Annotated in this window: 16 protein-coding genes; 8 read left to right on the top strand and 8 right to left on the bottom strand. The window is 60.7% G+C overall.

What is annotated here, in order from left to right; genetic code table 11:
- Positions 1–4: 4 nt before the first annotated feature.
- From E4021_RS06930 to tyrS, 3 genes are all read right to left on the bottom strand, one after another.
- Positions 5–8,251 carry a PKD domain-containing protein gene (locus E4021_RS06930; protein ID WP_168797498.1) on the bottom strand — a complete coding sequence of 2,749 codons (8,247 nt, stop codon included), beginning with the start codon at positions 8,249–8,251 and terminating at the stop codon, positions 5–7.
- Positions 8,252–8,750: 499 nt separating this feature from the next.
- Positions 8,751–11,516, bottom strand: a complete 2,766-nt coding sequence (locus E4021_RS06925; protein WP_136457745.1) for a putative Ig domain-containing protein — start codon at positions 11,514–11,516, stop codon at positions 8,751–8,753.
- Positions 11,517–11,718: 202 nt separating this feature from the next.
- Positions 11,719–13,056, bottom strand: a complete 1,338-nt coding sequence (gene tyrS / locus E4021_RS06920; RefSeq protein WP_136457743.1) for a tyrosine--tRNA ligase — start codon at positions 13,054–13,056, stop codon at positions 11,719–11,721.
- A gap of 143 nt (positions 13,057–13,199) precedes the next feature.
- Here tyrS and E4021_RS06915 point away from each other — a divergent pair, with 143 nt between their 5' ends.
- Positions 13,200–14,522 (top strand): ABC transporter permease, encoded by a 1,323-nt coding sequence (locus E4021_RS06915; protein WP_136457741.1) that lies wholly within the window; start codon positions 13,200–13,202, stop codon positions 14,520–14,522.
- Between the two features lie 331 nt (positions 14,523–14,853).
- Here the strand turns inward: E4021_RS06915 and E4021_RS06910 are convergent, their stop codons facing one another.
- A complete protein-coding gene (locus tag E4021_RS06910; RefSeq protein WP_136457739.1) occupies positions 14,854–15,897 on the bottom strand; it encodes a DUF1015 family protein in 1,044 nt (347 codons plus the stop codon).
- A 231-nt stretch (positions 15,898–16,128) separates the two neighbouring features.
- The gene (gene porV, locus E4021_RS06905; protein WP_136457737.1) at positions 16,129–17,337 is read right to left on the bottom strand and encodes a type IX secretion system outer membrane channel protein PorV; all 1,209 of its coding nucleotides are present in this window, start codon (positions 17,335–17,337) and stop codon (positions 16,129–16,131) included.
- A gap of 195 nt (positions 17,338–17,532) precedes the next feature.
- Between porV and E4021_RS06900 the strand changes: the two genes are divergently transcribed.
- From E4021_RS06900 to mnmE, 6 genes are all read left to right on the top strand, one after another.
- Positions 17,533–18,069 (top strand): hypothetical protein, encoded by a 537-nt coding sequence (locus tag E4021_RS06900; protein WP_136457735.1) that lies wholly within the window; start codon positions 17,533–17,535, stop codon positions 18,067–18,069.
- A gap of 143 nt (positions 18,070–18,212) precedes the next feature.
- Positions 18,213–18,452, top strand: a complete 240-nt coding sequence (locus tag E4021_RS06895) for an acyl carrier protein (RefSeq protein WP_099105650.1) — start codon at positions 18,213–18,215, stop codon at positions 18,450–18,452.
- A gap of 79 nt (positions 18,453–18,531) precedes the next feature.
- Positions 18,532–19,797, top strand: a complete 1,266-nt coding sequence (gene fabF / locus E4021_RS06890; protein ID WP_136457733.1) for a beta-ketoacyl-ACP synthase II — start codon at positions 18,532–18,534, stop codon at positions 19,795–19,797.
- 53 nt (positions 19,798–19,850) lie between these two features.
- Positions 19,851–20,591 carry a ribonuclease III gene (gene rnc / locus E4021_RS06885; RefSeq protein ID WP_246050241.1) on the top strand — a complete coding sequence of 247 codons (741 nt, stop codon included), beginning with the start codon at positions 19,851–19,853 and terminating at the stop codon, positions 20,589–20,591.
- A gap of 176 nt (positions 20,592–20,767) precedes the next feature.
- Positions 20,768–21,940, top strand: a complete 1,173-nt coding sequence (locus tag E4021_RS06880; protein ID WP_168797497.1) for a sensor histidine kinase — start codon at positions 20,768–20,770, stop codon at positions 21,938–21,940.
- The gene (gene mnmE, locus E4021_RS06875) at positions 21,937–23,337 is read left to right on the top strand and encodes a tRNA uridine-5-carboxymethylaminomethyl(34) synthesis GTPase MnmE (protein ID WP_136457731.1); all 1,401 of its coding nucleotides are present in this window, start codon (positions 21,937–21,939) and stop codon (positions 23,335–23,337) included. Before E4021_RS06880 ends, mnmE begins: the two co-directional genes overlap by 4 nt.
- 75 nt (positions 23,338–23,412) lie before the next feature.
- On the opposite strand, the gene E4021_RS06870 is transcribed toward mnmE, so the two are convergent.
- Positions 23,413–24,120, bottom strand: a complete 708-nt coding sequence (locus E4021_RS06870) for a glycoside hydrolase family 73 protein (RefSeq protein ID WP_136457729.1) — start codon at positions 24,118–24,120, stop codon at positions 23,413–23,415.
- Between the two features lie 182 nt (positions 24,121–24,302).
- Between E4021_RS06870 and E4021_RS06865 the strand changes: the two genes are divergently transcribed.
- The gene (locus tag E4021_RS06865) at positions 24,303–24,803 is read left to right on the top strand and encodes an OmpH family outer membrane protein (protein ID WP_136457728.1); all 501 of its coding nucleotides are present in this window, start codon (positions 24,303–24,305) and stop codon (positions 24,801–24,803) included.
- Here the strand turns inward: E4021_RS06865 and E4021_RS06860 are convergent.
- Positions 24,781–25,923: a M50 family metallopeptidase gene (locus tag E4021_RS06860; RefSeq protein ID WP_136457726.1), complete on the bottom strand. Its 1,143-nt coding sequence runs from the start codon at positions 25,921–25,923 to the stop codon at positions 24,781–24,783. The two genes, E4021_RS06865 and E4021_RS06860, sit on opposite strands and share 23 nt — an antisense overlap.
- Before the next feature lie 9 nt (positions 25,924–25,932).
- Positions 25,933–26,985 carry a lysylphosphatidylglycerol synthase transmembrane domain-containing protein gene (locus tag E4021_RS06855; protein ID WP_136457724.1) on the bottom strand — a complete coding sequence of 351 codons (1,053 nt, stop codon included), beginning with the start codon at positions 26,983–26,985 and terminating at the stop codon, positions 25,933–25,935.
- Between the last annotated feature and the right edge of the window lie 13 nt (positions 26,986–26,998).

Genomic DNA, 26,998 nt, shown 5'->3' with positions numbered 1-26,998 from the left:
GACCTTACATCCGGACGAATACGGCCGTCCTTGGTTGGGTGCCGGCGGTTATGGCAATTACCCGATAGGTTCCCTGCGGTAAATCGGCTGTGTTTATCGTTATCTGCAGCTCGTCCGTTTCCTTCTGCAGCTGTTGCTCCATCAGGCGTCGGCCGGCGACGTCGGTTACCATGATAGTCGTAGCGCCACGTGACGCGTCAAGCCATCTGACGTTCAGTTCGTTGTAGGCCGGGTTCGGGAACAACACGAGATCGGTCGTGTGAGTCAAGTTCATTGGTGGGACCGCCGTAACGGCTAAAGGTTCCGCCGCAGCTGCGGGGCCGCAATTGGTGGCGGCCGGGCCCTCCCCAATGGGCAGGGTAGCATCGGGCGACAGCACCAGTTTGTCCAGTTCGGTACCGGCCTCGCGGTTAGCTACGGTTATCGTGTGGTTACCGGCTGTGAGGGTTAACGAAACGTCGGTGCCGTCGTGGTTGACTTTCCTCCATTCGAAACCGTTGGTCAGTAACGGTGCTCCACCGATTTCTTCCCACATCTTGATCCAGGAACCCCCGTCTATCCGGATCCAGAAGGAGTTCCGTCCCCCGTCGGGTGCGTTCAATCGCAGGAACAGGTGGTAAGTTCCGCCGGATGCCAGCGATACGTTGTAGGTTACTTCTTGTGTCGGATCGGGGGTAGTCGGCTCCGCCGTATGGGATGATCCGAAGTACACGATATACTGGCCGCCGGTAGCCTGGCCGGAACCGCGCGTTTGCCAGCCGCTGCCCAGGGCACCGCATTCGGCTTCCATGACCAATACCTCTGCTGGCGGAGTATCGGGGTCGCAGGCATCGCCGAGACCGTCGTTGTCGGAGTCCGTCAGGTTGGTGGAGTAAACCGACGGACAATTGTCCAGGTTGTTGTCGACGTAATCCGCCGGCTTCGGACAACCGGTAAAGGAATCGTTCGGGTCACCGTAACCATCGCCGTCCAAGTCGGCGTAAAAGGTGGGCAGGGTTTGGTCCGGATTGTAGTAATTCGGGCAGTTGTCTTCTGTGTCGGCCACTCCGTCCCCGTCGGCGTCGCCGTTCGGACTACAGTTGGTGGCCAGATCGCCCGTTCCCGTAGGCAGGGTGGCATCCAGGTCCAGATGGATCTTATCCAGGGCGGTGCCCGCCTCGCGCAAAGCGAAGTCCACAGTGTTCGTGCCGTTAGTGAGGGCCAGCTGGCCACCGGGATAGCGGTTCCAGGCGAACCCGGTGCCGCGGATCATGCCGCTGTTCCATTTGAACCACGCGCCCTCGTTCACCCGCACCCAATAGGAATCCTGTGAGCCGGAGGGAGCGTCAATGCGCACAAACAAGTGGTAGTTGCCAGCCTGCAGATCGCTCACGACGAAGCGCACCATACTTTTCGGCAGGTCGGCCGGCGGGGTATTGCTGGCGGAGCCCGTGTTAGGTACCGTGAACGAGCCGTTGGAGGCCTGGGCGGAAGTCTGGGTGGCCCAGTTGCTGCCCACCGCGGCGCATTCGGCTTCGAGCCAGGTAGAGGTTTTGGCGCCTGGGGGTGGCGGTTCGCTGGCGGTGATGGTAACTACGTCGGTCGCTTGGGCGCCATCGTCGTCGGTCACCGTCAGGGTCACGGCGTGGGTGCCGGCCGCAAAGGTAGCCGAGGCCAGGCTGCCGGTGGCACTGCCCCCGGACCAGCTCCAGGCGTACTGGGTGATGCTGCCGTCGCTATCGGAAGAGCCGGAACCGTCCAGCTGCACGCTCAGAGGCGCCGATCCGCTGGTCGGGGTTGCGGCGGCCACGGCGATCGGCGGTACGTTGCTGGGGGTACCATCGCAATTGGTGGCTGGGTCACCGGCGCCCGAGGGCAGGGTGGATTCCAGATCGAGGTGGATCTTGTCCAGGGCGGTGCCCGCTTCGCGCAAGGCGAAGTCCACGGTGTTCGAGCCATTGATAAGGGCCAACTGGCCACCGGGGTAGCGGTTCCAGGCGAACCCGGAGCCACGGATCATGCCGCTGTTCCACTTGAACCACGCGCCGTCGTTCACCCTTACCCAGTAAGAGTCCTGGGTGCCGGAAGGAGCATCAATGCGTGCGAAAAGGTGGTAATTCCCAGCTTGCAAGTCGCTGATGACAAAGCGCACCAGGTTTTCCGGCAGGTCGGCCGGCGGCGTAGTGCTGGCGGAGCCCGTGGTGGGCACCGTGAACGAGCCGTTGGAGGCCTGGGCGGAAGTCTGGGTTGCCCAGTTGCTGCCCACCGCGGCGCATTCGGCTTCCAGCCAGGCGGAGGTCTTGGCGCCCGGCGGGGGCGGCGGTCCGCTGGCGGTAATGGTCACTACGTCGGTGGCCTGGGCGCCGCCGTCGTCGGTCACGGTCAGGGTCACGGCGTGGGTACCGGCGGCGAAGGTGGCGGAGGCCAAGCTGCCGGAGGCACTGCCGCCCGACCAGCTCCAGGCGTACTGGGTGATGCTGCCGTCATTGTCAGTGGATCCGGAACCGTCCAACTGCACGCTGAGGGGTGCCGTTCCGCTGGTCGGGCTGGCGGCGGCGACGGCCACGGGGGGCGCATTGCCGGGAACTCCGCCGCAGTTGGTCGCTGCTTCGCCCGTATCCGCGGGGAGGGTGGGGTCTTTGTCCAGATGTATTTTATCCAGTTTCGTGCCGTCCTCGCGGTAGGCAAAATCTATCGTGTTGTAGCCATCGATCAGGAAGGGCTGGGTGCCCGTCAACTCGTTCCAGTTGAACGACTGGCCCTGCGCGATTCCGCTGTTCCATTTTATCCACGTTCCATTGTTTATGCGTACCCAGTAGGAGTCGTTGCCTCCGTCGGAAGCAAGGACGCGGGCAAACAGGTGGTAGTTGCCGGCCTCGACATCCACCAGCGCGAAACGGATGCGGTTGTCAGGTACGTCGGGCGGAGGAACATCATGGGAATTGCCGCTGGGGAATACTACGTAGCTGCCATTGCTTGCCGAAGCGTCGGTCTCCGTACGCCACAGGCTACCGGTCTCGGCGCACTCGGCCTCGAGCCAGAAGGAGGAGGCGCGGTCGCCGTTGGAGGGCGGACTCGCCTGGACAACCACCACGTCGGTGTCTTGGGCACCGTCGTCGTCGGTCACTGTTAGGGTAATGGTGTAGGTGCCGGCGGCGAAGGTTACCTGGGGACTGGCCCCGCTGGCGGAGCCCCCCGTCCACGTCCAGACATAGCTGACTATCGTGCCGTCACTATCCGAAGAGCCACTTCCATTCAGCGTCACTTGCAGGGGGGCGATTCCCGACGATGGACTGACTACGGCTACCGCTTGCGGAGGTTGGTTGGCGGGTTCGCCGGTGCCTTGATTTACCGTTAGGCGAAAATCACTGGTTACCATCCGGAGGTTGTCGTCGGTCGCCGTCACGGTGATGTCGAAGAACTTTCCCACCGCCGAAGCGGGGGCGTTGAAGGTGAACGTACCCGACTCCCCCTCCAGGGAAATCCAGGAAGGCAGGGAAGCGCCATTCACCAGGGAAGCACGGTACAAAAGGCGGTTGCCAGCGTAACCGCGGTCGAAGTAACCGTCTATCCGGTAATCACTAGGGGTCAGCGAGGCGACCGTGAAGTTGGGAATGGTACCCGCGCTAGGCAGGTCGACCGGCCGGACGTTCGTCATATAGACGATATTGTCCTGAAAGTCGCAGTTGGCCGTTCCCGGTCCGCAACCGCTCTCGATGTAGTCCTGGATCAGGATGAATTCATTTGGGATCACGTTGCCGTCGCGGTCGATGGCCTTGTACGCCCGGCACCCGAGGATCTCATTACTCAGGGAACCGTCAAAGGAACCGCCGGCCGTGCTGTATCCCGCGATCATCACCTGGAAGGGAACGGTTATGCGGGCGATATCCCGACCGGCGATCATCGGCGAAGTGTCCGTGAGGCGGGGCAGAAGCGCCTGGTGGTAGGCTTCCCCGTGACGGAATACAAAGCCATCGATGGGGGAACGGTTGGCGTTTCTGATTTCCGTAGGCGCATAGCCGGGGCCGTGGAGGGCAGCGAGTTGGTAGAGCCGTATCGGCTCGTTCGGGTCGTCCTGCAACCAGAAGCGGGACAGGATCATATCACCCAGCTTACCGGCGTTGACGTCCTCGTCGGTCGGGTAGTCCGAACCGGGCCGGTCGATCACCCTGCCGTTGGCGTCGCGCCCCATCTCGGTAATGAAACCCAGGGCATCCAGCGTTTGCTGGGTGGTAATTTCGTTACCCCCTTCCGGCAGCCGCATGAAGGCCCCGCGCAGGGTGATGTGGGTGGTCAGGTTGTTGTCCGCGTTGGACTCCAGCACCAACTTGTCGGTGACCAGCATCGGACCGGGCAAACCGGTGGAGACGAAGGTCAGGGTCGCATCCACGAAACCGCCGGGATTGATGGTCAGCCCTCCGGGGGGGATAGTGATCCCGGTTACGGTGAAATCCTTCGTGGAGGTGGTCGTCAGGTTCGTGATAACCAGCGGAGCAGTACCGTCATTGTGGATGCGGAAGTTGTTTTTCTCATGGGTCTTCAGCGCATTCCCATGGTAGCTGAAGGAATGGTCCATCCGGTGGAAAGTGAAGAATTCGTCGCTGGGGAACGAGCGGTTGTTGAAGGGCGTTTTGGTGAGGTTCTCGATACGCACCAGGGCGCCCGAAGCGGGGCCGAGGTCGATCTGCTCGATGGAAACGTAGTTAATCTTTGAGTTACCGATGCCCTGGGCGCCATTGTCGTCAATGGTGAGCCGTCCGTCCTTCACTTCTACGTAGGCGGAACCTGTCTTGCGGTAGTTGGATTGGGTGGGTACGAAGTCATCAATGATGACGACGCCCTCGGCGCGGATGGTGTGCCGGCTGTCGGTGTAGTTGGGATCACCCGCCGAAAGTTGCACGAGGTAAACGCCGTTGGGTACCGCGATTTCCCAGTCCCGGGGGACGGGTGGGACCTGCTTGCCCCAGTCGAGCATGTTGAAGGACCGATTGAGTTTGTCCTGGTCGGAACTGCTGTCCGTCACCTGCCGCTCCGCGCCGCGAGCGGCGGCGGTATTGTCCTGCGGCGATTTGGTGTAGGGGTTGATCCACCCGTAGTCGAGTGCGCCCCGGTCGCCGTAGGGCAGTCCAACGTCGGCTAGGTAGCCGGTGGGCGGACTGAAGGAATTATCCTGGAAGTTGATCTTGGCGGAAAAGCCGGCATTCGAATTTACCGTGGCGGATAATTGCAGCTCGGCCGGGGTATAATTCGAAGCGGCGGCGGTCACGGTCGCCAGGTAGGTGCCCTGCGCCAGCCCCGTCGGGTCTACGGTAATGGAGACCGATTCACCTACGTTTGCCGCGGTGGGAAGGATAACCCAGGGTTCACTGGCCTGCAGCGTTAGGGGATCTCCCGAACTGCCATTCGTGGCGGAAACGGTGCTGCTCTGGGTCTGCGATGCACCCCCCTCATAAACCGAATAAGTAAGGCTTTCGGGAGCGAACGCCAGCACCTGCGGCCCCGCCAAAACAGGTTGCACGTTGCTCAGCATGAACACGTAGTCCTGGTAATCGCCGTCGCCGTCCTCGTCGATGCATACGACGTACTGGTTCGGGACCGGAATGCCGTCGCGATTAAGGACCGGGTAGGACCGTGCGCGGTGTGCATTTGCTTCGTTGAGACCGTCCTCTGTGTAGGTATGCTGACCGGAATTGCCGGAGTACACATACAGGCCGAAGGGTTCGGCGGGGGGAGTGAAGGAAGTTGAACCGCCGGACAGTTCGGGGTAGAGCGTCTGGGATTCACCCAGGGTACCGGCCGCGGCGGCAATCTCGGTGCCTTGCACCACGCCGCCGCTGTGCGTATAGTAGCCGAAAGGAAGGGTTTCGGCCGTGGAATAGCGGGCAATGGGCGTCATGCTCACCGTACCGGGGCCGGCTGCCTCAAACAGGGGAGCGACCACTTCGTCGCCCTGGGTGCCGGGACCCGTGGTGGTGGTCAGTGTGTTCCAGCCAATGTCGGTACTCACCCCGAGTACGTTCACTACGTCCTGCAGTACGGGCTCGTTGCTGCCGCCATAGTCCTTGACCTTGAGGGCGTGCAAGCCGACGTGGTAGGGGGCTCCCTGATTGCCGTCACTCTGGAAAACAAGTTCGGCCTGCTGATAACCCAGGTCGTTGTCGTCGAGTGTCGGCCGGTAAGTGACCACGTATTGCTGACTTGCCCCCGGAGCAAGAGTAATGTTTTTGGGCCCGGTGAAACTGAAGCGGGTGGCGTAAACCCCGTCGACCACCACGTACGTAATGTGCAGGTCGACCTGGCCGTCATTGGTGATGGTGATGGGTGCACTGCTTGACTGCGCGGATGCTACGCCAACGGTAGCCTGAAAAACTTCTTCCTCCGGTGAAGCGGCGATGACGGGAGAAGGCAGGGTGGGGTCGTCAACGCGCATGAGTACCAGCCGCTCGTTTCCACTGCCGCCGCGGTCGTATTGGGCTACGTACAGGTTGCCGGTAGGGACGTGCTCGGTGATGTCCAGAGGGTCATCAAGGCTTTGCAGGCCGGGGATATCTTCGAAGGCCTGGATGATGTCGCCGGAATTATTGCCGGGTTGGAGCACGATGATGTCGTCCTGGCCGCTGAAGCGGGCCACCAGGAGCATGCCCTGCAGTTTCCCCTCGAAGGCATTGGACCGGTACTCGATGACGCCGTTGGGCGACTTGTTCATGTCGAAGTCGTAGGCGACTTCCCGGAAGTTGGGGTCGGCTGGCAGGTCGACGGGGTATTTCTCCACATCGCGGTAGTTGGGGATCAGTTGTCCCGGCAGTCCGGAGTAGGGTACCCCGCCGTGGTTGAGGACGAACTCTCCGCGGAACGGATTTGGGTGGCCATGGTAGCTGCCGCCGCGGGTCTTGAAAAGCCAGTCTTTCTGGGTTTCCCCGCCCTGGACGCCCGGTACCGTGGCATCGTTGAAGAAAGTACCGTTCGGACGGCGGATGCCGATACCGGAAGTGTCCTGGCTGAGGTAACCCGCCGAAGCCGGCATGTTGGGGGAATACGTGTTGTTGCCGGCCGTACCATTAGTGGGAATGTACAGCCATCCGTTGCTGTGAAAGACCAGGTCGTAGGCGTTGCGGACGCCGGTAGCATAAAGGATCAATGGGGAATCTTCCGAATAGGGGTTGTAGCTGCCGTCGGACAGGGTGAGGCCGGTTGCGGGGGCCTGATTGATTACGTTGATATTGCTGGAGGTGTATACGCTGAGCGGGAGGCTGGCCGGGAGCTTGCTCAACCGTAAGCGCAGGGCGGCCGCCGACAAAAGTCGTTCGGGCCGGTGGTCCCACTGCGCGTCGGGTTCACCACCGGCGGAATTGCTGCCCTGCAGGAAGAACAGGTCGTTACCGGGTCCGAAAGCAATGCTGTTGGTCAGGTGATCTTTTTTCGAGCGCGGCAGGTGAATGATAATGTCCTGAACGATCTGGAGATTGGGGCCGCTGAGCCGGGTGATCTTGCCGTCCCATTCCGGACCATTCGACAGGGTGTGGGCACTGTGGGATACGTAGGCGACGAGGCTGTCGGCTCTGGATTCCGGGGCGAAGGCCAGCCCGATGATAAGCCGGGGATCCGCCGAGGTGACTCCGGTAATCGGATGCGGACTGGGCTGAAGGTTAATGGTCAGTTCTTCGAGGTCGGTCAAAGTGCCGTCGGACAGTACCGTCCACCGCTTGATCACGTTGCCGAGGGTGGAGGCGTAGAGCTTGCCATCAGGGCCAAAAACGAGGGAGGTGAAGCGATCCTGAGTGCCTGCTCCCAGTTGGTTGCCAAAGACCTGGGTGAACGCCACGCCGTCGAGGGCTACCGGGGGGTTGGTATCGGCTTCCGCCGAGGTGGTGAACTGCGAACTGAACCTTTTGAAGGTAATCCGGTCGTTTACGTCGCCGATACGGTTGGCTTCCAGGCCTACCGCGCTGAAAACGTAGGTGGTCGCCGGTTTTAGGGTCGTCGTCGGGGTCAGCGTGATGGCGTCCCCGCCCCCCGTGTCGTTGTAGTTGGCGGGCACTTCGATCAGGGCGGTGTCGGTCTGCTCGTACAGATGGACGTGATCCATAAGCGAGGGAACGTAAAGCTCATAACCATCTGGAACGTTGACCGCGGCACTGATCTGGAACCCGTGGGTAGGCACGTCGGTAGCTCCATTTTCCGGACTGGGGTGGGAGAGGAAAGGCTTTCCCGCCTGGAGCAGCGATCGATATTCCGTGGTAGTGGAAAGTTCGGAATGGTCCCGGGGGTGCACCTTTTCTAATAGTAGCGTCCCGGATGGATCATGTGGGAAAAGCGTGCCGAAGGGATGTGCGAAAGCGGAGGAGCAGAGGATAGAAAGTAGGCAGGCGAGCGCTACCGGTTGTGGGAATTTCATGGTGTTGTGCTAGTGTCGAAGTGAGCGGGCCCGATATGCAACCCGAAAGAAATCAAGCCGGATTGGTAGAGAAGCGGAGAAAACTACGCGTGGCGCCTGCGCAACGCGGAAAGGCAAAGTCCCTTCCCCCCCCCTGTCTATACCTATATCATTTTTAAGTTACTGGAATATTAGAAAAATTTGCACAACTGACAATGAAAATTCCATTTATTCCGGCATATAAATTATATAAAATATATAGTATGCTATATATACCAATTTGTGTAATTTAAAATCACCATTGTATAAGGACGGATACTATTATGTACAGTTTGGCCAAATAAGAGGGGGCCGCGTCATCGACGCGGCCCCCGGGGTTTCAATCTATCGGAATGAACTACCGAAGTTTCACAAACGGTCGTACGGTTTGCCGCCCGTCCTCGATCAGAAGCAGACGGTAGGTGCCGGGGGGCAGATCGGAAATCTCCAGGCCGGTTTTCATCCAGCCGTCCGGTTTCTCCACGCGTAGTTGACGCACCGTAGCGCCGGTCAGGTCAAAAATTCTCACTTCCACCGGGCCGGTGAAGTCGCTTTCCCATTCCATATTCAACTCGCCCCGCGTCGGGTTGGGATAAAGGGCGAATTGCGATTGGACCTCAACGGCCGGGGCAGGGGAGGCCAATTCCGTGCGCGCGACGGTAGCCGACGCAGCGGAGGTGCAATTGGTGGCAGGTGAGCCGGTTCCACTTGGGGTACTGCCGTTTTGGGAGAGGTATATCTTGTCCAGGCGGGTGCCGGGCTCCCGGTTGGCTATCCGAATGGTGTGTTTTCCGGCCGAAAGGGGGAAGGAAACGTCCACCCCGTCATGGTTGACCTTTCGCCATTCGAAGCCGGTTGTCAGCAGCTGCGCACCGCCAATCTCTTCCCACATTTTCACCCAGTTGCCTTCGTCGATGCGTACCCAAACGGAGTTGCGGCCGGGATCGGGGGCGTCGAGCCGCAGGAAGAGGTGGTAGGTTCCGGCCGTACTGACGTCGGCCTGGTAAGTAACCTGCTGCGCGGGTTCATTGGTGGTGGGCTCGCTCGTGCGGCGATCACCGGTGAACATCACGTATTTGGCATTGGAGGCTGCGGTAGCGGCGAAGGTTTCCCAGCCACTGCCGAGGCTGCCGCATTCCGCTTCGAACCAGAAGGTGGTGCTGCCTTCCGCGGCACCGCAATTGGTAGCCGTTGAGCCGGTTCCGTTTGGTCGGGATCCACCGGCGGTCAGGTAGATTTTGTCCAGGCGCGTGCCATCTTCCCGGAAGGCGAAATCGACCGTATTGGTCCCTTCCTTGAGGGCCAGAGGCGTACCCGGAAGTTCGTTCCACGCGAAGCCCACGCCCTGGTCGATTCCGCCGGACCATTTGTACCACGCTCCGTTGTTTAGGCGTACCCAGAATGAATCGTCCAGCCCCGTGCGGGCGTCAATACGGGCGAACAGGCGGTAGTTGCCAGCGGAGGCACCGGCCACCACGAAGCGTACGCGGTTGGCGGCATCATCGGCGGGCGGGGTATTGTAGGAATCACCGTTCTTGAACACCACGTAACTGCCGTTGGAAGCGTTGCCCGACGATTCCTTAGTCCACCCGCTGCCCACTTGGGCACACTCGGCCTCGAGCCAGAAATCACTGGCGGCGGCGGGCGGCGGCGGGGGCGGGGCCGGCTCTTCGGGCGATCCATCCACCGTGACGGAAAAGGTGGAGGTAGTCTTCAGGTTGTTGAAATCCGTTGCTGTAACCTCAATCGAAAAGGTTCGCCCTGTTGCGGATGCCGGGGCGGTGACGGTGAAGGTACCGGTGGCGCGGTCCAGGGTGATCCAGGAGGGCAGACTGGTACCACCGCTTTGGCGGGCCGCGTAGGTCAGCTGGTTGCCCGGGTAACCGCGGTCGAAGTAAATGTCAACGGGGTATACCTTGGTGACGCCATCGGCTACCGAAACGTCGGCAATGTCCCGGCTGCTGGGAACGGCCTGGGGGCGCACGTTGGTAATATAGGATACGTTGTCGTTCCAGTCGCAATTGCTCGACCCGGCACCACATCCGTTGCCGATGTAGTCCTGAATGATAATGTATTCGTTGGGCAGCACCCTGCCGTTGCGGTCGATCGCCCGGTAGATGCGCACGCCGAGGAGTTCATTCTCCCGCGATCCGTCGTAACCACCACCAGTGCTCTTGAAACCAGCTACCAGGATCTGGAAGGGCTCTCCGATGGAGGCGGTATGGTCGCCCGCGGGCTCGTTGCTTGTGTCCGAGAGGCGGGGCAGGAGGGTCTGGTGCGACTTTTCCCCGTGGAGGTATTTCATGCCACCAACGATGTTGGAGGCGGCGGCGTTGCGCAGTTCGGTCGGGGCGTACCCGGGACCGTGGAAGGCCGCCATCTGGATCATGCTGACGGGCTTTCCGGTGTTGGCCTGCACGAACAGGCCGGGAATGATCAGGTCACCTTCCTGGCCGGAATTGACCCGGTTGGCGTTGGGGTAATCGGAGCTGGGGCGCACCTGCAGGTTACCGTTGTTGTCAACGCCCATCCTGGTTCCGAATCCGAAAGATTCAAATACCTGCTGAACATTGATCTCACTGCCACCCTCGACGTAGGTCATGTAAGCCCCGCGGAAGGTGGCACTTACACTGGCCGCATTGTCCGCGTTGCTGTCCATCACCAGGCGTTCGGTAAGCAGGCGCTTTGCCTCGCCGCCATCGGTGACGAAATTGACCACTACATCGCGGTAACTACCGGGCGCGATTTCCAGCCCGCCGGAGGGGATACTGACGCCGCTGATCGTGAAGTTGGCGGTGTTCGTGGTCGTAAGCCGGGTAATGACCAGCGGATTGGTTCCATCGTTGTGGATGCGCATGGTTGCTGCATCCGAGAACCACAAGGTTGTCCCCTGGCCATTCGTTTCGCGCTGGCTGCGGTGAAAGGTGAAGAAATCCTCAGCGGGAAAGGCGCGGTTGGTGCCGGGCAGTTTGGTGAGGTTTTCGATCCTGGCGATGGCACCGCCGGCGGTAGGAGAGGGGGGGGCGGCGCTGAGCATTCCACAGAGTAGAAGGAAAAACCCGACCATCCCGTGCAGGGGCATGCGGCCCCGCGGGAAGGGAGAAACAGTAAAATTCCAGTGCATTTACAAGCGTGTTGGGGGGCTCAGTCCGCTTTGATCCGTCAAAATAGGGTATAAATCCACGTTTCGAAGAATGCTACCATCGGTTGCCCCATCCCCCCGGGTCATTCGTTAGGCTAAAAAGGGAAGAGTGGGTTCAAAAACCCCCGTCAACTGCCGCCGCGCCTAGCCCCCCTGGATCAGCCTCCTGTCAGCCCAGGCGCCTTTAACCGGCCCGCTCCACGGCAAACAGGTAGCGGTTTTTCTTCCCGTTCTCGACCATGAGGTAGCGGCCGTGCAGCAGGTCTTCGGGGCCGACGGAAGCGTCTACGTCCGTTACCTTTTCCTTGTTTACGGAAATGGCGTTCCCCTGTACGGCGCGTTTCGCTTCGCTTTTGCTGCCCGTGACGGTGCTGTGTTCCGACAGCAGGTCGAGGAGCAGGGTGGGCAGGGTGTCCGCGGCAATTTCGAAGGTCGGGATGTTGCCGCTCAGGGCCCGGAAGGCCTTGGCGTCTAGTGCCCGCAGGTCTTCCGGCGTGGCACCCCGCCCCCAGAGGAGGTTGGTGACGCGCTCGGCGGTAAGCAGCCCTTCGGCACCGTGGATGCGGCGGGTCAGCTCGGCGGCCAGGGCCGATTTGATGGCGCTGACTTCACGGTAGCGGTCTTCGCCGCCCAGGTGGGCTTCCAGGACCGCGCAGTCGGACAATATGCTCTCCTTGTCGCGCAGTGAGAAGTACTTCAGGTAGGTCGGCACGTCGGCGTCGTCGGCCCGCACCCAGAACTGGTAGAAATCGTACGGACTGGTGAGGTCGGCGTCCAACCAGATGTTGCCTTCCGCGCTCTTTCCGAACTTGCTGCCGTCTGCTTTGGTGAGCAGGGGGGTGGTGACGGCGTAAGCCTTCGCCTCGAGGTTGCGGCGCACGAACTCCGTGCCGCTGGTGATGTTGCCCCACTGGTCGGAGCCACCCATCTGCACCGTCACTCCCTTTTCGGCGTACAATTTCTGGAAGTCGTAGCCCTGCAGCAACTGGTAGCTGAATTCGGTGAATGACATACCGGTCTCCAGGCGGTTCTTGACGCTATCCTTGCTCATCATGTAGCTGACGGTCAGGGTCTTGCCCACGTCGCGCAGGAAGTCCAGCACGTTCATCTCCCGGTAGAAGTCGAGGTTGTTGACCACGGTGGCCCGCCCTCGGGTGGATTCCCCGGCACCTGCCCCAGTAGCTATCGGGGCGCCCAGATCCAGCAGCCGTTCCATCTGCCGTTGCTGGTGGGCGAGGTTGTGGTCGAGCTCGTCGTAGGTCTTCAGGTCGCGTTCCTGCTCTTTGAAGCTCGGGTCACCGATGCGGCCCGTAGCACCGCCGAAAAGCACCACTGCTTCGTGGCCCGCGCGCATCCAGTGCAGCAGCAGCATCACCTGTACGTAGTTGCCGATGGTCAGCGAGGGCGCGGTAGGGTCAAAGCCGATGTAGGCCCGGCGGGGCGCTTCGGCAAGGTGTTCCCGGATGCCCGGGGTAAGCTGGTGGAGCATGCCACGCCACTCGAGTTCGGCGATAAAATCCATAAAGCGATCAGGGGTTATGCGTACAAGGCCGCAAATATAGCATGGACGCTTCCGATGGCGCGGGCGCGGGTGCCGCATCCCGTGGGAGGATGCCGGGCTTTTCGGTTCCGGACGGGGCCGTAGCGTGCTATCTTTGTCCGTCCATGAACCTTCCCCTCTTCCTGGCCCGGGGCGTCGCCAAGGGCGGCAGCCAGTCGATCAGCCGTACCATCATCGGTATTGCCGTAGCCGCCGTGGCCATTTCCATGGCCGTGATGGTGCTGGCCAGTGCCCTGATCTCGGGCTTCAAGTCGGAAATTTCCGTCAAGATCTTTGGATTTTGGGGCCACATCCACATCACTGAGGAGCAGGCCGCCAGCGACATCATGCTCACCTCGGAGTTTCCGATCAGTACGCAGCAGGACTTTTATCCCGGCCTGGAAGACCTGGGGCCGATCGAGTACCGTGACTTTACCGATCCCTTCGGTGACAATCGGGCGGAAGTGCGTACCACCAGGGCCGGGGTGAAGCACATCCAGCAGTTCATCCTCCTGCCCGGTATCATCTCCTCCTTCCAGGAAGGGGAACGCCTGGCCGATACCGAGCCCCTAATCCTGAAGGGGATTGCGGAAGACTTCGCCTGGGACGATTTCGGCCAGTACCTCGTGGAGGGGGAGCGGCTCACCGTGGTGCCGGACTCCACCTCCCGTGAAATCTTGATCTCCAACAGCACGGCGCGCCGCCTCAAGATCGGTGTGGGCGATCGGGTAGATTTCGTCTACTTTAGTGGTCTGCGGGAAGAAAAGACGCGCGCCTTCACGGTACGCGGCATCTACAAGACCGGTCTGGAGGAGTACGACAGCAAATTTGCTATTGTCGACATCAAGCAGTTGCGCCGACTGCTCAACTGGCGCAACGACCAGGTGGGCGGCTTTGAAGTCGTGCTGGATAATATAGATGACCTCGACGCCTTTTCCGATTACATCCACTACGACGTCCTGCCGCAGGACCTCTACGCCGACAGCATCCGCAACAAGCTGCGTGAACTGTTCAACTGGCTGGACATCCAGGATTACAACGGCATCATCATCCTCATCCTCGTCGTATTGGTGGCCATTATCAACATGATGACGGCCCTCCTGATCCTCATCCTCGAGCGCACCAACATGATCGGCACCCTCAAGGCCCTGGGGCAAGACAACTGGGGCATCCGGAAGATATTCCTCTACTACGCCGGCTTCATCGTGGTGGTGGGCTTGCTACTCGGCAACCTCCTCGGCCTCGGACTGGCCTGGATCCAGAAAACCTACGGCGTTGTCCAGCTGGACGAAGAAAGCTACTACCTGGCCGTAGCCCCCATCAAACTCGAATGGATGACCATCCTCGGCCTCAACCTCGGCACCTTCTGCGTTACGCTGCTGTTTCTGGTGCTGCCTTCTTACCTGGTTACTAAGATCGATCCGGTAAAGGCTATTCGGTTTAAGTAAGGGGGGAGTTCAAGGGGTGAAGGTGCCAAGGGGTGAAGGGGTGAAGGCCGTCTCACATTTGTCCCTCGCTTCGCTCGGGGGCGAGTTCAAGGGGTGAAGGGGTGAAGGCGGTCTTACATTTTTCCCTCGCTTCGCTCGGGGGAGGGCGGTTCTGCCTTGTCCACCCATAGTTCGTCCTTGGGCTTGGCATAATGCAAGTGGCGGGTTGCGGACGCACTCGGACGCTGAGTCGGCCAGTAAACGGTGGCCGCGGACTCAAACAACCCATAGGCGCAATCACGGATGCCAAACATAGCGAGGCAAGAATGGCACGCAACTCACCAACCAACAACTAAGGCATCCAAACCAACAACCCACTAGGCACCCGTGGCTCAAAGCGCGTACTCTTGGGCGGCAGGGTACGACCGGCTTCCACTTCGGAAAAGAAGCTTTGGCGACTGAGGGGAAAGCCGAGGAGCTTGATCTTGTCGTCATCGTCGGGGGAGAAGACTACGGCGCCGTCGACTAAAGGTGGGGGGTCGACCGAAGTGATGCGGGCGTCGGTGCGGGTGTCATGGATGCCGAAGACGTGGGGCAGGACCTGCAAATTCAGCCAGCCCGGATCGGTGTCTACGAGGGTGTTCTCGCGCTTGGTGAGTTCGAAATGCGCATTGCGAAAACTGAGCAGCCAGTGACCGGGAGCAGCGGGGGCTACCGGGCGGTCCAGGGGGCGGATGTTGAAGTAGGGGGTCAGTTGTTGTTGCAGTTCCTCAACCGATCGGCCTTCCCCATCGATCAGGCGCAGGAAAGTACCGATGTGGAGTTCGTCGGCGCCCACGATCACGACGGGAATGAAGGAGCAGGAAGCATCCCCCTCATCCGCCAACTGGGCGTGGGTATAGGCACGGTGGTGTCCGTCAGCAATTACCAGCGTGCCGGGGACCTCGAGCGGATGGTTGCCGTTCGCCCCCCCGTGGTGCAGGCGGTAAATGTGGTCATTGCCGTAGAAGATCACCTGGTCTTCCTCCGAGCCGGGCGACAGGGCGGACAGGCAGGAGTCAAGGGATGGCGTCGTCAGCAGGACGGGCTTCCCGAGGGCGCCACGATCAGAGGATACCAGCCGCTGTTGACGGTTGAGGCGGGCGGTGAGGGTGCGTTCGTGTGGGCGTACGGTTCCGTCGGAGAACGTGCTGGCGGGCAGCAACCCGCAGATGCCGTGCGCGGTACGGCCGTTTTCCCCGTTTCGGATGCTCAACCGGGGAAAGGAAGGCCCTTCCGTGACGGTAAAGGGAAAGGGCGACAATTGCCGGATACCGTCGCGCGTAACGGGCAGCGTCTCGTGAATGCCCGGAGCGGGATGGTAAAAGCGGGGGAAGGGGTAGAGGGCAGACGTCATGAGAGGGGGCAGAAAAATACCACCAATCAGGGGAAAAAGAGAAAGGTGCGGCACAAGTGCCACACCTTTCCTGAACTAAACCCCAGTTATAAAAAGTCTTTAAGGCGGCGCGTGCCGCCGGTAGTCTGCTGCAATATACGGGCAGCGATGAGAAATTATTGCGAAATGCCAGAAAATTTACTCCGGCAACCCCATGATTTTACTTTCGCACCCCATACCCGGGTGGATGGGCTAGGGCTGGGCGGTGGCACCGAAATCAAACAGCAGGCTGAAGCGGAGGGTGTTGTCGAGAGGGTTGCGCTGGTTGCTGGTGGGGACCAAGTAGCTCAGGTTGATACCAAAGATGTTGTACTTAAGCCCCAGGCCGGCGGTGAGGTACCTGCGGCCACCCTTGGTCTGGTTCTCGTGGAAGTAGCCGGCCCGCACGGCAAACTGCTGGGCGTACCAGTATTCTGCACCCACGCCGATGGTGAACTCCCGCAGTTCTTCGTTGAACCCGTCCGGCGCGTCGCTGAAGCTGGTCAGAATACCGGCAATGGGGGAGAGGTCGTCGATCTCGTTCTGGGTACGCTTGCAGGTGGGTGTTCCGTCACAGGGCGTAGGTACCAGCAATTTGTTGGTTTCGGCCGTGAAGGTGATCTGGTTGTACTCGTCAAGATTCATTGTGTAGGCCGCGCCGAGGGCCAGGTTGGCGGGCAGGAAGTCGCGGATGGTGTCCAGGGTGTATGAGATCTTGTTGCCGATGTTGGTCACGGCACCCCCGATGGAGAGGATATTACCGTTTACCCCCAGGGGTTCGCTGCGGAAATTAACCCCGAGGTCGGCCGCGAAAGCCTGTCCGGCCTGGATGATCTGTCCCTGCACCTGCTGCCCGGAGGCCAGGTTGGAGTTGATGTATTTGGCCGTGATCGACAGGCCCAGGTTCTGCGTGAGCCGGCGGCTGTAGGCCAGGGCCACTTCAAATTCGTTCGGCTTGCCGGTACCCAGCGAGGTGTTGTTTTCGTCGGTGTACTGGATATCACCCAGGCTGAAGTAGCGCAAGCTGGCGCCCACGGCCTGGTTCTCGTCCAGTTTCTTGAACCCACCGAGGTAGGCCAGGTAAACGTCGTTCAGGCCCAGCGCCTGCAGCCAGGGGGTGTAGGTTGCACTGAGGGCGAGGTCTTCCTCGGAGAAGGCCAGGCGGCTGGCGTTGTAGTGCAGGGCGTTGGCGTCGGGGCTGAGGGCCACGCCGACGTCGCCCATGGCGGCACCGCGGGCGTCGGGGGCAATTCGGAGGAAGGGCACGGCCGAAACGACGGTGTTCACGCAGGGGCCACCGGTGCCGGGCATGGTCTTGTTGCCGTCGGGGCCGACGACGCAGGCGCCGATCTGGCCGTAAAGGGACGTTCCCGGAACGCAGAGGGCGGTGAGGGCAAGCAGGGTAAACAGGAGTTGTCGCATAGGTTGATTAAGATTCCGACGGAGCACGGGCACAAGCGCCACCCTGAGAAAACCGCCTGGGGTTAGAGACTACCCCAACGTGCGGTAGTGGGTCCTTATTTTCCGCCCCGACCGCGGATTTGGTCGTGGGCGGGGACACTTTGGGACAAAATTACGTTTAATCGGTTCATGAATAGCCCCACAACCCTTTCGCCCATGTTTCTGCGCTGCCTCTTTTTTATTGCCGGACTGTTTTTTCTTATCCCGATTAGCGGACAGGTAGAAGTCAATCCGTACGTCGGCTTCGTGCCGGGCAAAGACCGTCTTTCAACGACAGGCGGGGACCTTAAAGGCAGCCGCTACCTTCTGGGAATCGACGCGCTGCTTGGGGCCGGGCAGTTGGCCCCTTTGGGGGGACTGTTTTACGTGCAGCAGCGGTACGAGGGTGGGGCGTCGGGCGACTTCTCCTACGGCCGGGTGCACCTTCCCCTTGGGGTGGCCTACCGCCTGCTGGCGCCCGATTTCGACCTGAACCTGGTGCCCTCACTCGCTTTGGCCCCCGGACTGACCCTGGGAAGTGACGCCGCTCCGGATTTTATGCGCGAACTGGACTGGAGCCTCCGGGCCGGCGCGCGCCTTTATCTGGACACGGTCACGGTAGGGGTACATTATCTGCTGAGCCTTACGGACCACTATCCGGAGGGCAAGGAAGATCCCGCCGGAGTGGTCCTTACCCTCGGCGCCCGCTTTTAACTAATATGATCGTCGGGCGGCGGGTTGTCGTCAGGAGTGTTACCTTGCCGCCCGGCCAGCCTCGATTTGCCGCTGAACTTGCGCAAGTAAACCTTTCGGGCTTTCTTTGCGGCCGCATTAAATCACAAAAGCCACCCCTGATTATGGCCAGTATTGAAGAAAAAGTAAAGCAGATCATCGTTGACAAACTAGGCGTTGACGAGTCTGAGGTAACGCGGGACGCCAGTTTCCAGAACGACCTGGGCGCGGATTCCCTCGACACCGTAGAACTCATCATGGAGTTCGAAAAAGAATTCGACATCAGCATCCCGGACGAGCAGGCGGAGAATATCCAGACCGTCGGCCAGGCCGTTACTTACCTGGAAAGCAGCGTGGAAAAGTAATTTTACCACCAACGCTTTTATTCCGCCGCCCGATTACCCCACCAGGTAGCGGGCGGCGGTTTTTAGAAACAGCAGCAACATGAAGCGAGTAGTCATCACCGGCATCGGCGCCCTCACCGCCATCGGTAATTCCGTCCCCGAATACCTCGAAGGCCTGCGCAACGGCCGCAGCGGGGCTACCCCCATCACCCAGTTCGACGCCGACAAGTTCAAGACGCAGTTTGCCTGCGAAGTGCAGGACTGGGATCCCACCCAGCGGGTAGACAAGCGGGAAGCCCGCCGGCAGGATCGCTACACCCTCATGGCCCTCTACACGGCCGACGAGGCCCTGGAAATGGCCGGACTTTTGGGTGAGGACAGACAAACACTCGCTTCCGTAGATCCTGACCGCGCCGGATGCATCTGGGCTAGCGGCATCGGTGGCCTGCGTTCACTTGAGGAGCAAATCGAGATCTTCGACGGAGGCGACGGCACGCCGCGCTACAATCCCTTCATGATCCCACGGATGATCGCCAATATGGGTGCCGGGCACATCAGCATGCGCTACAACTTGCGTGGCCCCAGCTACGCCACGGTCAGCGCCTGCGCTTCCGGCGGACACGCCCTGGCCTCCGCCGCCGACGATATTCGCCTTGGGCGCGCCGATGTGATGGTGACCGGTGGTTCGGAAGCCGTCATCACCAAGGTCGCCATCGGGGGCTTCAACTCCATGAAGGCCCTCAGCACGCGCAACGATAACCCCGCCGAGGCATCCCGCCCCTACGACGCCGACCGCGACGGATTTGTACTCGGAGAGGGCGCCGGCGCGCTGGTGCTGGAAAGCCTCGAACACGCCCAGGCCCGTGGTGCCACCATCCTCGCCGAAATTGGCGGTTACGCCGCCAGCTCCGACGCCTACCACATCTCCGCCCCGCATCCCGACGGGACCGGCGCCAAGATGGCCATGCTGAACGCTATGAAGGACGCCGGACTGTCGCCGGAACAGGTCGATTACATCAATACTCACGGCACTTCGACCCCCCTCGGCGATACCGCCGAGCTCAAGGCAATCCAACTGGCCTTCGGCGAGGCGGTTTACGACCTTAACATCAGCTCTACCAAGTCCATGACCGGCCACCTCCTCGGCGCGGCAGCCGCCATCGAGTCCATCGCCTGCGTCCTGGCTATCCAGCACAACTTTATCCCCCCGACCATCAACCACTTCACCGACGATCCCGAGATCGATCCGCGGCTCAACCTGACCTTCAATAAGGCAGTAGAGAAGCCGGTGCGCGTGGCCCTGAGCAACACCTTTGGCTTCGGCGGACACAACTCCGCCACCATTTTTAAGCGTTTTGCGGACTAATTTGTTATAGTCGCAATATGTCTATCAGCCTTTAGCCCCAATATCGCCACCTAGTGATAAAAGCAGTACGAAGGATCTATAATCGCTACTTCTCTCCGGAGAAGGAACTGGTGCGGCGATTGCGCCGATTACTGGGCTTCACCCCGGCATACCTGAATATCTTCAAACTCGCTTTCTCTCACAAAAGCAGCAACGACAATAACCGCCACCAGCCCTACGGGGGGCAGAACAACGAACGGCTGGAATTCCTCGGGGACGCCGTCCTTGGTACTATCGTAGCCGAGTACCTCTACAAAAAGTACCCCACCGCGGATGAGGGCTTCCTGACCAAAATGCGCTCCAAGATCGTCAAGCGCAAATCGCTCAATACCATCGGCTACGATATGGGACTTGACGAATTGCTCAGCACCTACAACAACACCCGTATCGCCCGGTCCATGCTGGGCAACGCCGTGGAAGCACTTGTCGGGGCCGTCTACGTCGAGCAGGGATACGTTGGGACCACCCACTTCGTTGTACAGCGGATGCTACGCGATTACGTAGACATCGACACGCTGGAAACCTACGACGACAACTACAAGAGCCAATTGCTCGAGCACTGTCAGAAAAACGGGCAGAAAGTCGACTACGAGATCCTCAAGCGGTTCAAGCAGGACAAGCGCGACCGCTTCCGCGTGGCCGTGACCATCAACGGGCAGCGCATGGCCGTAGGCGAGGATTTCAATAAAAAGAGCGCCGAACAGCTGGCCAGCCGCCGCGCCCTTAAGGATCTTGGCGTTACCGCCGGGGGCTGAGTCAGTATCCGGGCCAACGAAAATAAATCGCCGGCACCCGCGTTCGTCCTCTGTGCCGCGTCGATCGGGCGGGCACAAACCGGAAATCGCGTTATTGGGCTTACATTCCCGCCGTCGTTCACCGAGCGGAACGCGGCACCGGCCGGCCACGGCCCCGCCCGGTAAAGCCCCCCATCATGCCCCTTCCTACTACCTCCCGCTGGCCCCTCTACCTCGCCCTCATCGGCCTGGGCATCGTCGTAGCCTCGGTGTGGTATACCAACCGATTGGCCAACCAGCTTTCCGTCATCGAGGAGAACTACGTCCGCTTCTACGAAGCCTCCATGCGCGACATCAATAACTTTGATGGCAGCGACGCGGCGGAGGACGTCTCCACCCAACAGGCGATCATCGAGAACAACACCACCATCCCCGCCATCTGGGCCCTCCAGAGCGGCGGCTACGTGGAAGCCATCAACTGGGGCGGCCGCGAGTCCGACACCGCCTACATCCTCGAGCAACTGGATTACCTGAAGGAATACGGCAAACCACCCGTCGAGATGCCGTACGGCGGACTCATGTATTTCGGCACCAGTACGCTCATCCAGAAACTGCGCCTCTTTCCCTACATCCAACTGGCGCTTATCGGCACCTTCCTGGTCATCGGCGTATTCGGCATCAACCAGGCACGGCGGGCGGAGCAGAACCGCGTCTGGGTCGGCATGGCCAAGGAAACCGCCCACCAGCTCGGCACCCCCATCAGTGCCATCATGGGATGGATCGAGCACCTCAACCTCTCCTACGCCGACAACGCCGACCTGATGGACGTCTCCGCGGAATTGCAAAAGGACGTGCAGCGCCTGGAGATGGTCGCCAACCGCTTCAGCAAGATCGGGGCCACCCCGGAATTGTACCCCACCAATATTTACGCCGAGCTCGCCCGCTGCCGCGAGTACATGGAAAAGCGGGCCCCCCGCCGCGTCACCTTTAATTTCCCGGACGCGAGCACCGGTGACCTTCCCGTGGCGATCAATCCGCTGCTTTTCGACTGGGTGATCGAGAACCTCCTTCGCAACGCCCTGGACGCCATGGATGGCAAGGGAAAGATCAGCAGCGTGGTCCACGAAAAGGACAACAAAGTGATCATTGACATCAGCGATACCGGAAAGGGTATCTCACCCCGCAACGTCCGCCGCGTATTCAAACCCGGATTCACCACCAAACAACGGGGCTGGGGCCTCGGCCTTAGCCTGGTGCAGCGCATTATTGAGGAATACCACCAGGGACGGATTTCGGTACTCTCTTCCGAACCCGGCAAGGGCACTACCTTTCGCATCGTATTACCCCGCGCTACCCCCCCGAAACCATGATCCAGGACACCATCATCGCCGTCGCCACACCCCCGGGCGAAGGCGCGATCGGCATCGTACGCCTCAGCGGACCCGACGCGATCCGGCTGATTGACCCCTTCTTCCCTTCCCGCGAACTGCTGAAAGCCACGCCCCGCCGGGCTTACTTCGGCGCCCTGTTGGACCCCACGGGCGAGGCCATCGACGAGGTAGTGGTGACCACCTACCGGGCCCCGGCCTCCTATACGGGTGAGGACGCCGTGGAAATCAGTTGTCACGGCAGCCCCTTCATCCTGCAGCGCATCCTTCAATTGGGCGGGGACGCGGGTGCCAGGCCCGCTGGTCCCGGAGAGTTCAGCCAGCGGGCCTTCCTGAACGGCAAACTCGACCTGAGCCAGGCCGAAGCGGTCGCCGACCTGATTGCCTCCCGTTCGGCTGCCGCGCACCGCATCGCCCTGGGACAACTCCGCGGCGGCGTAAGCAACGAAATCACGGAGCTGCGCACAAAATTGATTGACTTTGCCAGCCTCATCGAGCTGGAGCTGGATTTTGGGGAAGAGGACGTGGAATTTGCCGACCGCCGGCAACTTTCGGATCTGGTGGCGCGGATACGCAAACGCATTGAGGACCTGACGACCTCCTTCCGGCTCGGGAACGCCATCAAGGAAGGGGTCTCGACCGTTATCGCCGGCCGGCCCAATGCCGGAAAATCGACCCTCCTGAACGCCCTCCTGAACGAAGACCGCGCCATTGTGTCCGACATTCCGGGTACCACCCGCGATACGATCGAGGAAGCCGTCAACATAGGTGGTATCCACTTTCGACTTGTCGACACGGCCGGTATCCGCGATGCCTCCGACGCCATCGAGGCCATGGGCGTGGCTCGAACGCTACAGCAGGTTGCCGTCGGTCACCTGTTGGTCTATGTCTTCGACGTGGTAGAGACCGACCCGGCCACGCTTGCCGCGGACCTGGACCGCCTCTACCGCGAAGACCTCGAACTGGTGGTGGTAGCCAACAAAATGGACCTGAACCCCTACACGAAGTACGACCACTACTTCGGCCAGGACTACGCCGGCAAATGGACGGTACCCCCCGAAAGGTTCATCCCCATGATCGCCAGCGAACGCAGCAACCTGCAGTATCTGCGCGATACCCTGCTCGATACGGTAACCGAAGGCCGGGGCGGAATAGACGCCCAGGAAGTCATCCTGAGCAATGCCCGACACTACGACGCCCTGCGGCGGGCCGACCTTTCCCTCGAGCGCGTGGCCAAAGGGTTGGAAACCGGCCTCTCCCAGGACTTCATCGCCATGGACATCCGCCAAAGCCTGCGGGACCTTGCAGAGATCACCGGGGAGATTTCCACCGACGATCTGCTCAGCAACATCTTCTCCAATTTCTGTATCGGTAAGTAGCCCGCTAGGGACCAAAAAAAGCCCGCCGGGAGGGGCGGGCCTGATATACACTCAAAACGTCAAACTTTATATTCTTTACGAATCGAGCCGGTGCAGCTCGAGTGATTCGATCATCCGGATAAGCTTGTCGGCGTACTTCGGATCCGTCGCGTAGCCTGCCGCGCTCAGTCCGCGCGCCCAGCTCCGGAAGTCCGTCCGATCAAGCTGAAACAGGTCCTGGTATCGGTCCTTCTGCAGCAATTCCCCGTGGGCCCGGTAGCTCTCTTCCGGACTGGAGAAAATGCGGAAGAAATCCTTGTGATGGTCGTCGCTGTGATTGCTGCAGTGGCCCTTGCTGCAGCTCTTGCTGAAGCATTTCAACCCGAAGTGGTTGTTGTTCTCTACGGCCAGGGTACTTTGCCCGACTCCGCTTTCGAGCAGGCCCTGGGCCAGGGTGATGCTTGCCGGGATGCCCTGCTCTTCCATTTGCCGCAGGGCAATGTTCTTGTACTGCCGAATGTAAGCCAGTTGCTCCAACTCACGCGCCGTCCACTGCCGGTCACCGCCCCGGAAGGCCACGAAACTGTTGCCGTCACCCACGCCGTCGAATACCGAGGATTGCTGCACGCCCAACCAGCGCCCGCCGTCGATGCTAAGGGAAAAACTCAACTCCTTGCGGGTAACCACGATCGCCAGTACGAGCAGAACGGCGGCCTTGGTCCAGGGACTGGTGAACTGCCGGTGCAGTCGCCGGTACAGATCCTCGAGGTAGAGACGCCAGCCGGTAGGTATGGGAAGGTTCATAACGGGTGGGTTGCTTAGGGCTGCAAGGTAGGGCTAAATGTTTTAAAAATCCCACATTTCAAACAAAATATTTATCCCGATCGCTATCCTGACTCTTTGTCCAGGATAGGTGATGATACCCCGTGCGCTCGCGCTCTCGATCTCCCGTATATTGTGGCACCCTTACCGTCCAATTCCCTTTCATGCACCGTCTCATTGTGATAGTATTCGGCTGTTTCCTCGCCGTGGGTTCGCTCACCGCCCAGAAGTACGGCCATCTCAACTTCGGTAACCTGATCGCGCAGGTGCCGGGCACGAAAGCCGCCGACGAGCAGTTGGCGGCGTACAACGCTGAATTAATGAAAAAGGGGGAGGAGATGGTCGCCCAATTGCGGGCCCGCGTCACCGAACTGGAAGGGCAGATTGACGAACTCCCACCGGTGAAGGTGGCAGAATTCCGCGCCGAGCTGAACAAGGACCGGGAAGAGATCGTCCGCTACGAACAACAGATGGTCCAGGACGTGGAAAGGCGGCGCCGGGAATTGCTCGGGCCCCTCATTGAAGAAGCACGGGCGGCGATCATAAAGGTCGCCGAGGAAAACGGCTACGTCCTGGTGTTCGATACCTCCCAGTTCAATACCGTTCTGTTCGCCCGGGACTCGGACGATCTGATGGCCCTGGTCAAGGCGCAGCTCGGCTTGTAAACCGCTTGTAGAACCTGCGCCGCGACTGGTCCAGGTGCAGGATAACGTCCTCCGTCAGCACAAAGCCCACCACCTGCCCCCCGGCGTACACGGCCGCACCGTACACGTCGGCATCCACGATCCGCTCGGTCAGGTCCAGCAGGTTGTCCTCCTCGGTGGCCGTGATGAACTCCGCCTCGTAATAGTATTCTACGGGGTGCTCCCGGTCGGCTTCCCGCAGCAGTACTTCCCGCTCCACGAATCCGCTCAGCTGGTTCCAGTTGTCATAGACGGGGAGCACCTTGGCGTCGGTACCGGCGAAGACGGCCCGGGCCCGGTACACGCGGTCGGTGGCGTAGATCCGTTCCCTGAGGGGGGTGCGAAGGACATCCGCGAGGGTGGCCCGGGAAAGGCGCCGGCGCTGCCAGCCCCGGTTGAGCTCAATGGCGGAAAAGGACACGATGAACAGCGCGCTCAGTCCCAGCAGCGGGTCTTCGATGGAAAAGGACAAGCCCACCAGTCCGGCACCGATCGTTATGCCCAGCAGGGTAGTGATGACGGTAGCCACCCGCTCACCGAGTGGTTTTTTCAGCAGCGCCCGCAGGATGCGCCCCCCGTCGAGGGGATAGGCCGGCAGGAGATTGCCGAGGGCCAGGATGGCGTTGACGGCCAAGGTGATCCCGAGCAACTGTTCCGTAAGGGTTGGCACCACGACGAGATTGCCGAAGGGGTTCAGGTAGAAGCGGAGCAGGTAAATGCCGTTGGGTTGCCAGAGCAGCACGGGCAGGGTGAGCAGCGCCAGCAGAATATTGGCCAGCGGGCCCGCGAAATAGATCAGCACCTGGTCGAAGGTGCGCTCCGGCTCGTCCGGGATCAGGGCGCCGCCCCCGAGGGGAAACAGGATGATCTTTTCGGCCCTTACCCCCCGCGCCCGGGCAGTGAGGGCGTGACCCAACTCGTGGATCAGCACGAAGAGGAACAGCAGGACGGTGATGCCCGTCCACCATTGCACCTGCGTCCAGCGCAAACCGATCCCCGGTTGGTAGGCATACACCAGGATGGCGGCCGGGACCAGCAGGAAGGACCAGTGCAACTCGGTGGGAACACCAAAGATGCGGCCGATGCGCCAGGTGCGAAACAAGGGTACGGTTTAGGTTGGCACGTAGTTCCGGTTGATCCGGGGCAGGAACAACAGGGCTATCAAGCCGATCAACACGTTACAGCCGATATTGATGGAAAAGAAGGAAATATTCGCCCAGGCGAAGCCGTCCTCGCCGGCCACCCCGTACAAGCCTAGGGCGCTCTGGGCCAGGTAGTGGTAGCTGCCCATGCCGCCCGGACTCGGAATGACGATGCCCCAGCCCCCGCTCACGAAGGTGGTCAGCGCGGCCTCCGGTCCCAGGTCCGCCGTGGGCGCGTAGGAAAGGAAGACGAAGAGCGTCATAAGGAAGTACATCAGCCAGATGTTGAGGCTGTGCAGGACAAACAGCCAGGGCCGCTCAACGGTAGCAATGGTGCGCAGCCCCTCCACGAAGCCGCGGATCACGCTGATCAGTTTGTCGCCCACCCGGGTGGCGGCGATGCGCCGGCGCTGGAACCACGCCAGGGCCAGTCCGGCCGTTCCCAGCACCACCACGCTCAGCAGCAGCCACTCCAGTCCCGCAAATCGTCCGGTCACGGAGGCGTTGTCCGTCAGCCAGGCCATAATGCGGTCGCCGGCCAGCAGGAGCGTCAGGCCCGAAAGGGTAAGCAGACAGATCACGTCGACCATCCGGTCGACCACCACGGTGCCAATCACCTTCTCCAGCTTCATTTTCTCGTAGCGCGCCATGGCCGCCGGCCGGGCGATCTCACCGAGGCGCGGGAAGCCCAGGTTGGCCAGGTAGCCCAGGTTGATGGTCAGAAAGGCATTCACCAGACGGGGGCGCTTGCCCAGGGTGCGCAGCAGCATGTTCCAGCGCAGCGCGCGGCTGAGGTTACTGACGCAGAAGGCCACCACCGTCATACCCAGCCAGGCGAAGTTGGCTCCCGCAAAGTCGCGCAGGACCTTGTCGAGCAAACTGCATTCCCCTTCGGCGAGGCCCCGCAGGGCGCAGTCGGCGGCGTAGGCTTCCTGCTGGTTGCGGTATACAAGGTAAAGGATGCCAAAGCCCAGTCCGACGAAGACAATGAACTTCAGCGCATTCGTAAGCGATTGCGACATGGGCGCGAAGATA

Origin of the sequence: Neolewinella litorea (assembly GCF_004803465.1) — a bacterium.
Lineage (GTDB): Bacteria > Bacteroidota > Bacteroidia > Chitinophagales > Saprospiraceae > Neolewinella > Neolewinella litorea.
Note: the sequence above shows the minus strand (reverse complement) of the source record. Positions and strands in the feature narration are given on the sequence as shown.

Excerpts from the sequence above, each read along its gene's own strand:
- E4021_RS06925 (WP_136457745.1), bottom strand. The coding sequence starts at position 11,516 with ATGCACTGGAATTTTACTGTTTCTCCCTTCCCGCGGGGCCGCATGCCC.
- tyrS (WP_136457743.1), bottom strand. The coding sequence starts at position 13,056 with ATGGATTTTATCGCCGAACTCGAGTGGCGTGGCATGCTCCACCAGCTT.
- E4021_RS06915 (WP_136457741.1), top strand. The coding sequence starts at position 13,200 with ATGAACCTTCCCCTCTTCCTGGCCCGGGGCGTCGCCAAGGGCGGCAGC.
- E4021_RS06910 (WP_136457739.1), bottom strand. The coding sequence starts at position 15,897 with ATGACGTCTGCCCTCTACCCCTTCCCCCGCTTTTACCATCCCGCTCCG.
- porV (WP_136457737.1), bottom strand. The coding sequence starts at position 17,337 with ATGCGACAACTCCTGTTTACCCTGCTTGCCCTCACCGCCCTCTGCGTT.
- E4021_RS06900 (WP_136457735.1), top strand. The coding sequence starts at position 17,533 with ATGTTTCTGCGCTGCCTCTTTTTTATTGCCGGACTGTTTTTTCTTATC.
- E4021_RS06895 (WP_099105650.1), top strand. The coding sequence starts at position 18,213 with ATGGCCAGTATTGAAGAAAAAGTAAAGCAGATCATCGTTGACAAACTA.
- fabF (WP_136457733.1), top strand. The coding sequence starts at position 18,532 with ATGAAGCGAGTAGTCATCACCGGCATCGGCGCCCTCACCGCCATCGGT.
- E4021_RS06880 (WP_168797497.1), top strand. The coding sequence starts at position 20,768 with ATGCCCCTTCCTACTACCTCCCGCTGGCCCCTCTACCTCGCCCTCATC.
- mnmE (WP_136457731.1), top strand. The coding sequence starts at position 21,937 with ATGATCCAGGACACCATCATCGCCGTCGCCACACCCCCGGGCGAAGGC.
- E4021_RS06870 (WP_136457729.1), bottom strand. The coding sequence starts at position 24,120 with ATGAACCTTCCCATACCTACCGGCTGGCGTCTCTACCTCGAGGATCTG.
- E4021_RS06865 (WP_136457728.1), top strand. The coding sequence starts at position 24,303 with ATGCACCGTCTCATTGTGATAGTATTCGGCTGTTTCCTCGCCGTGGGT.
- E4021_RS06855 (WP_136457724.1), bottom strand. The coding sequence starts at position 26,985 with ATGTCGCAATCGCTTACGAATGCGCTGAAGTTCATTGTCTTCGTCGGA.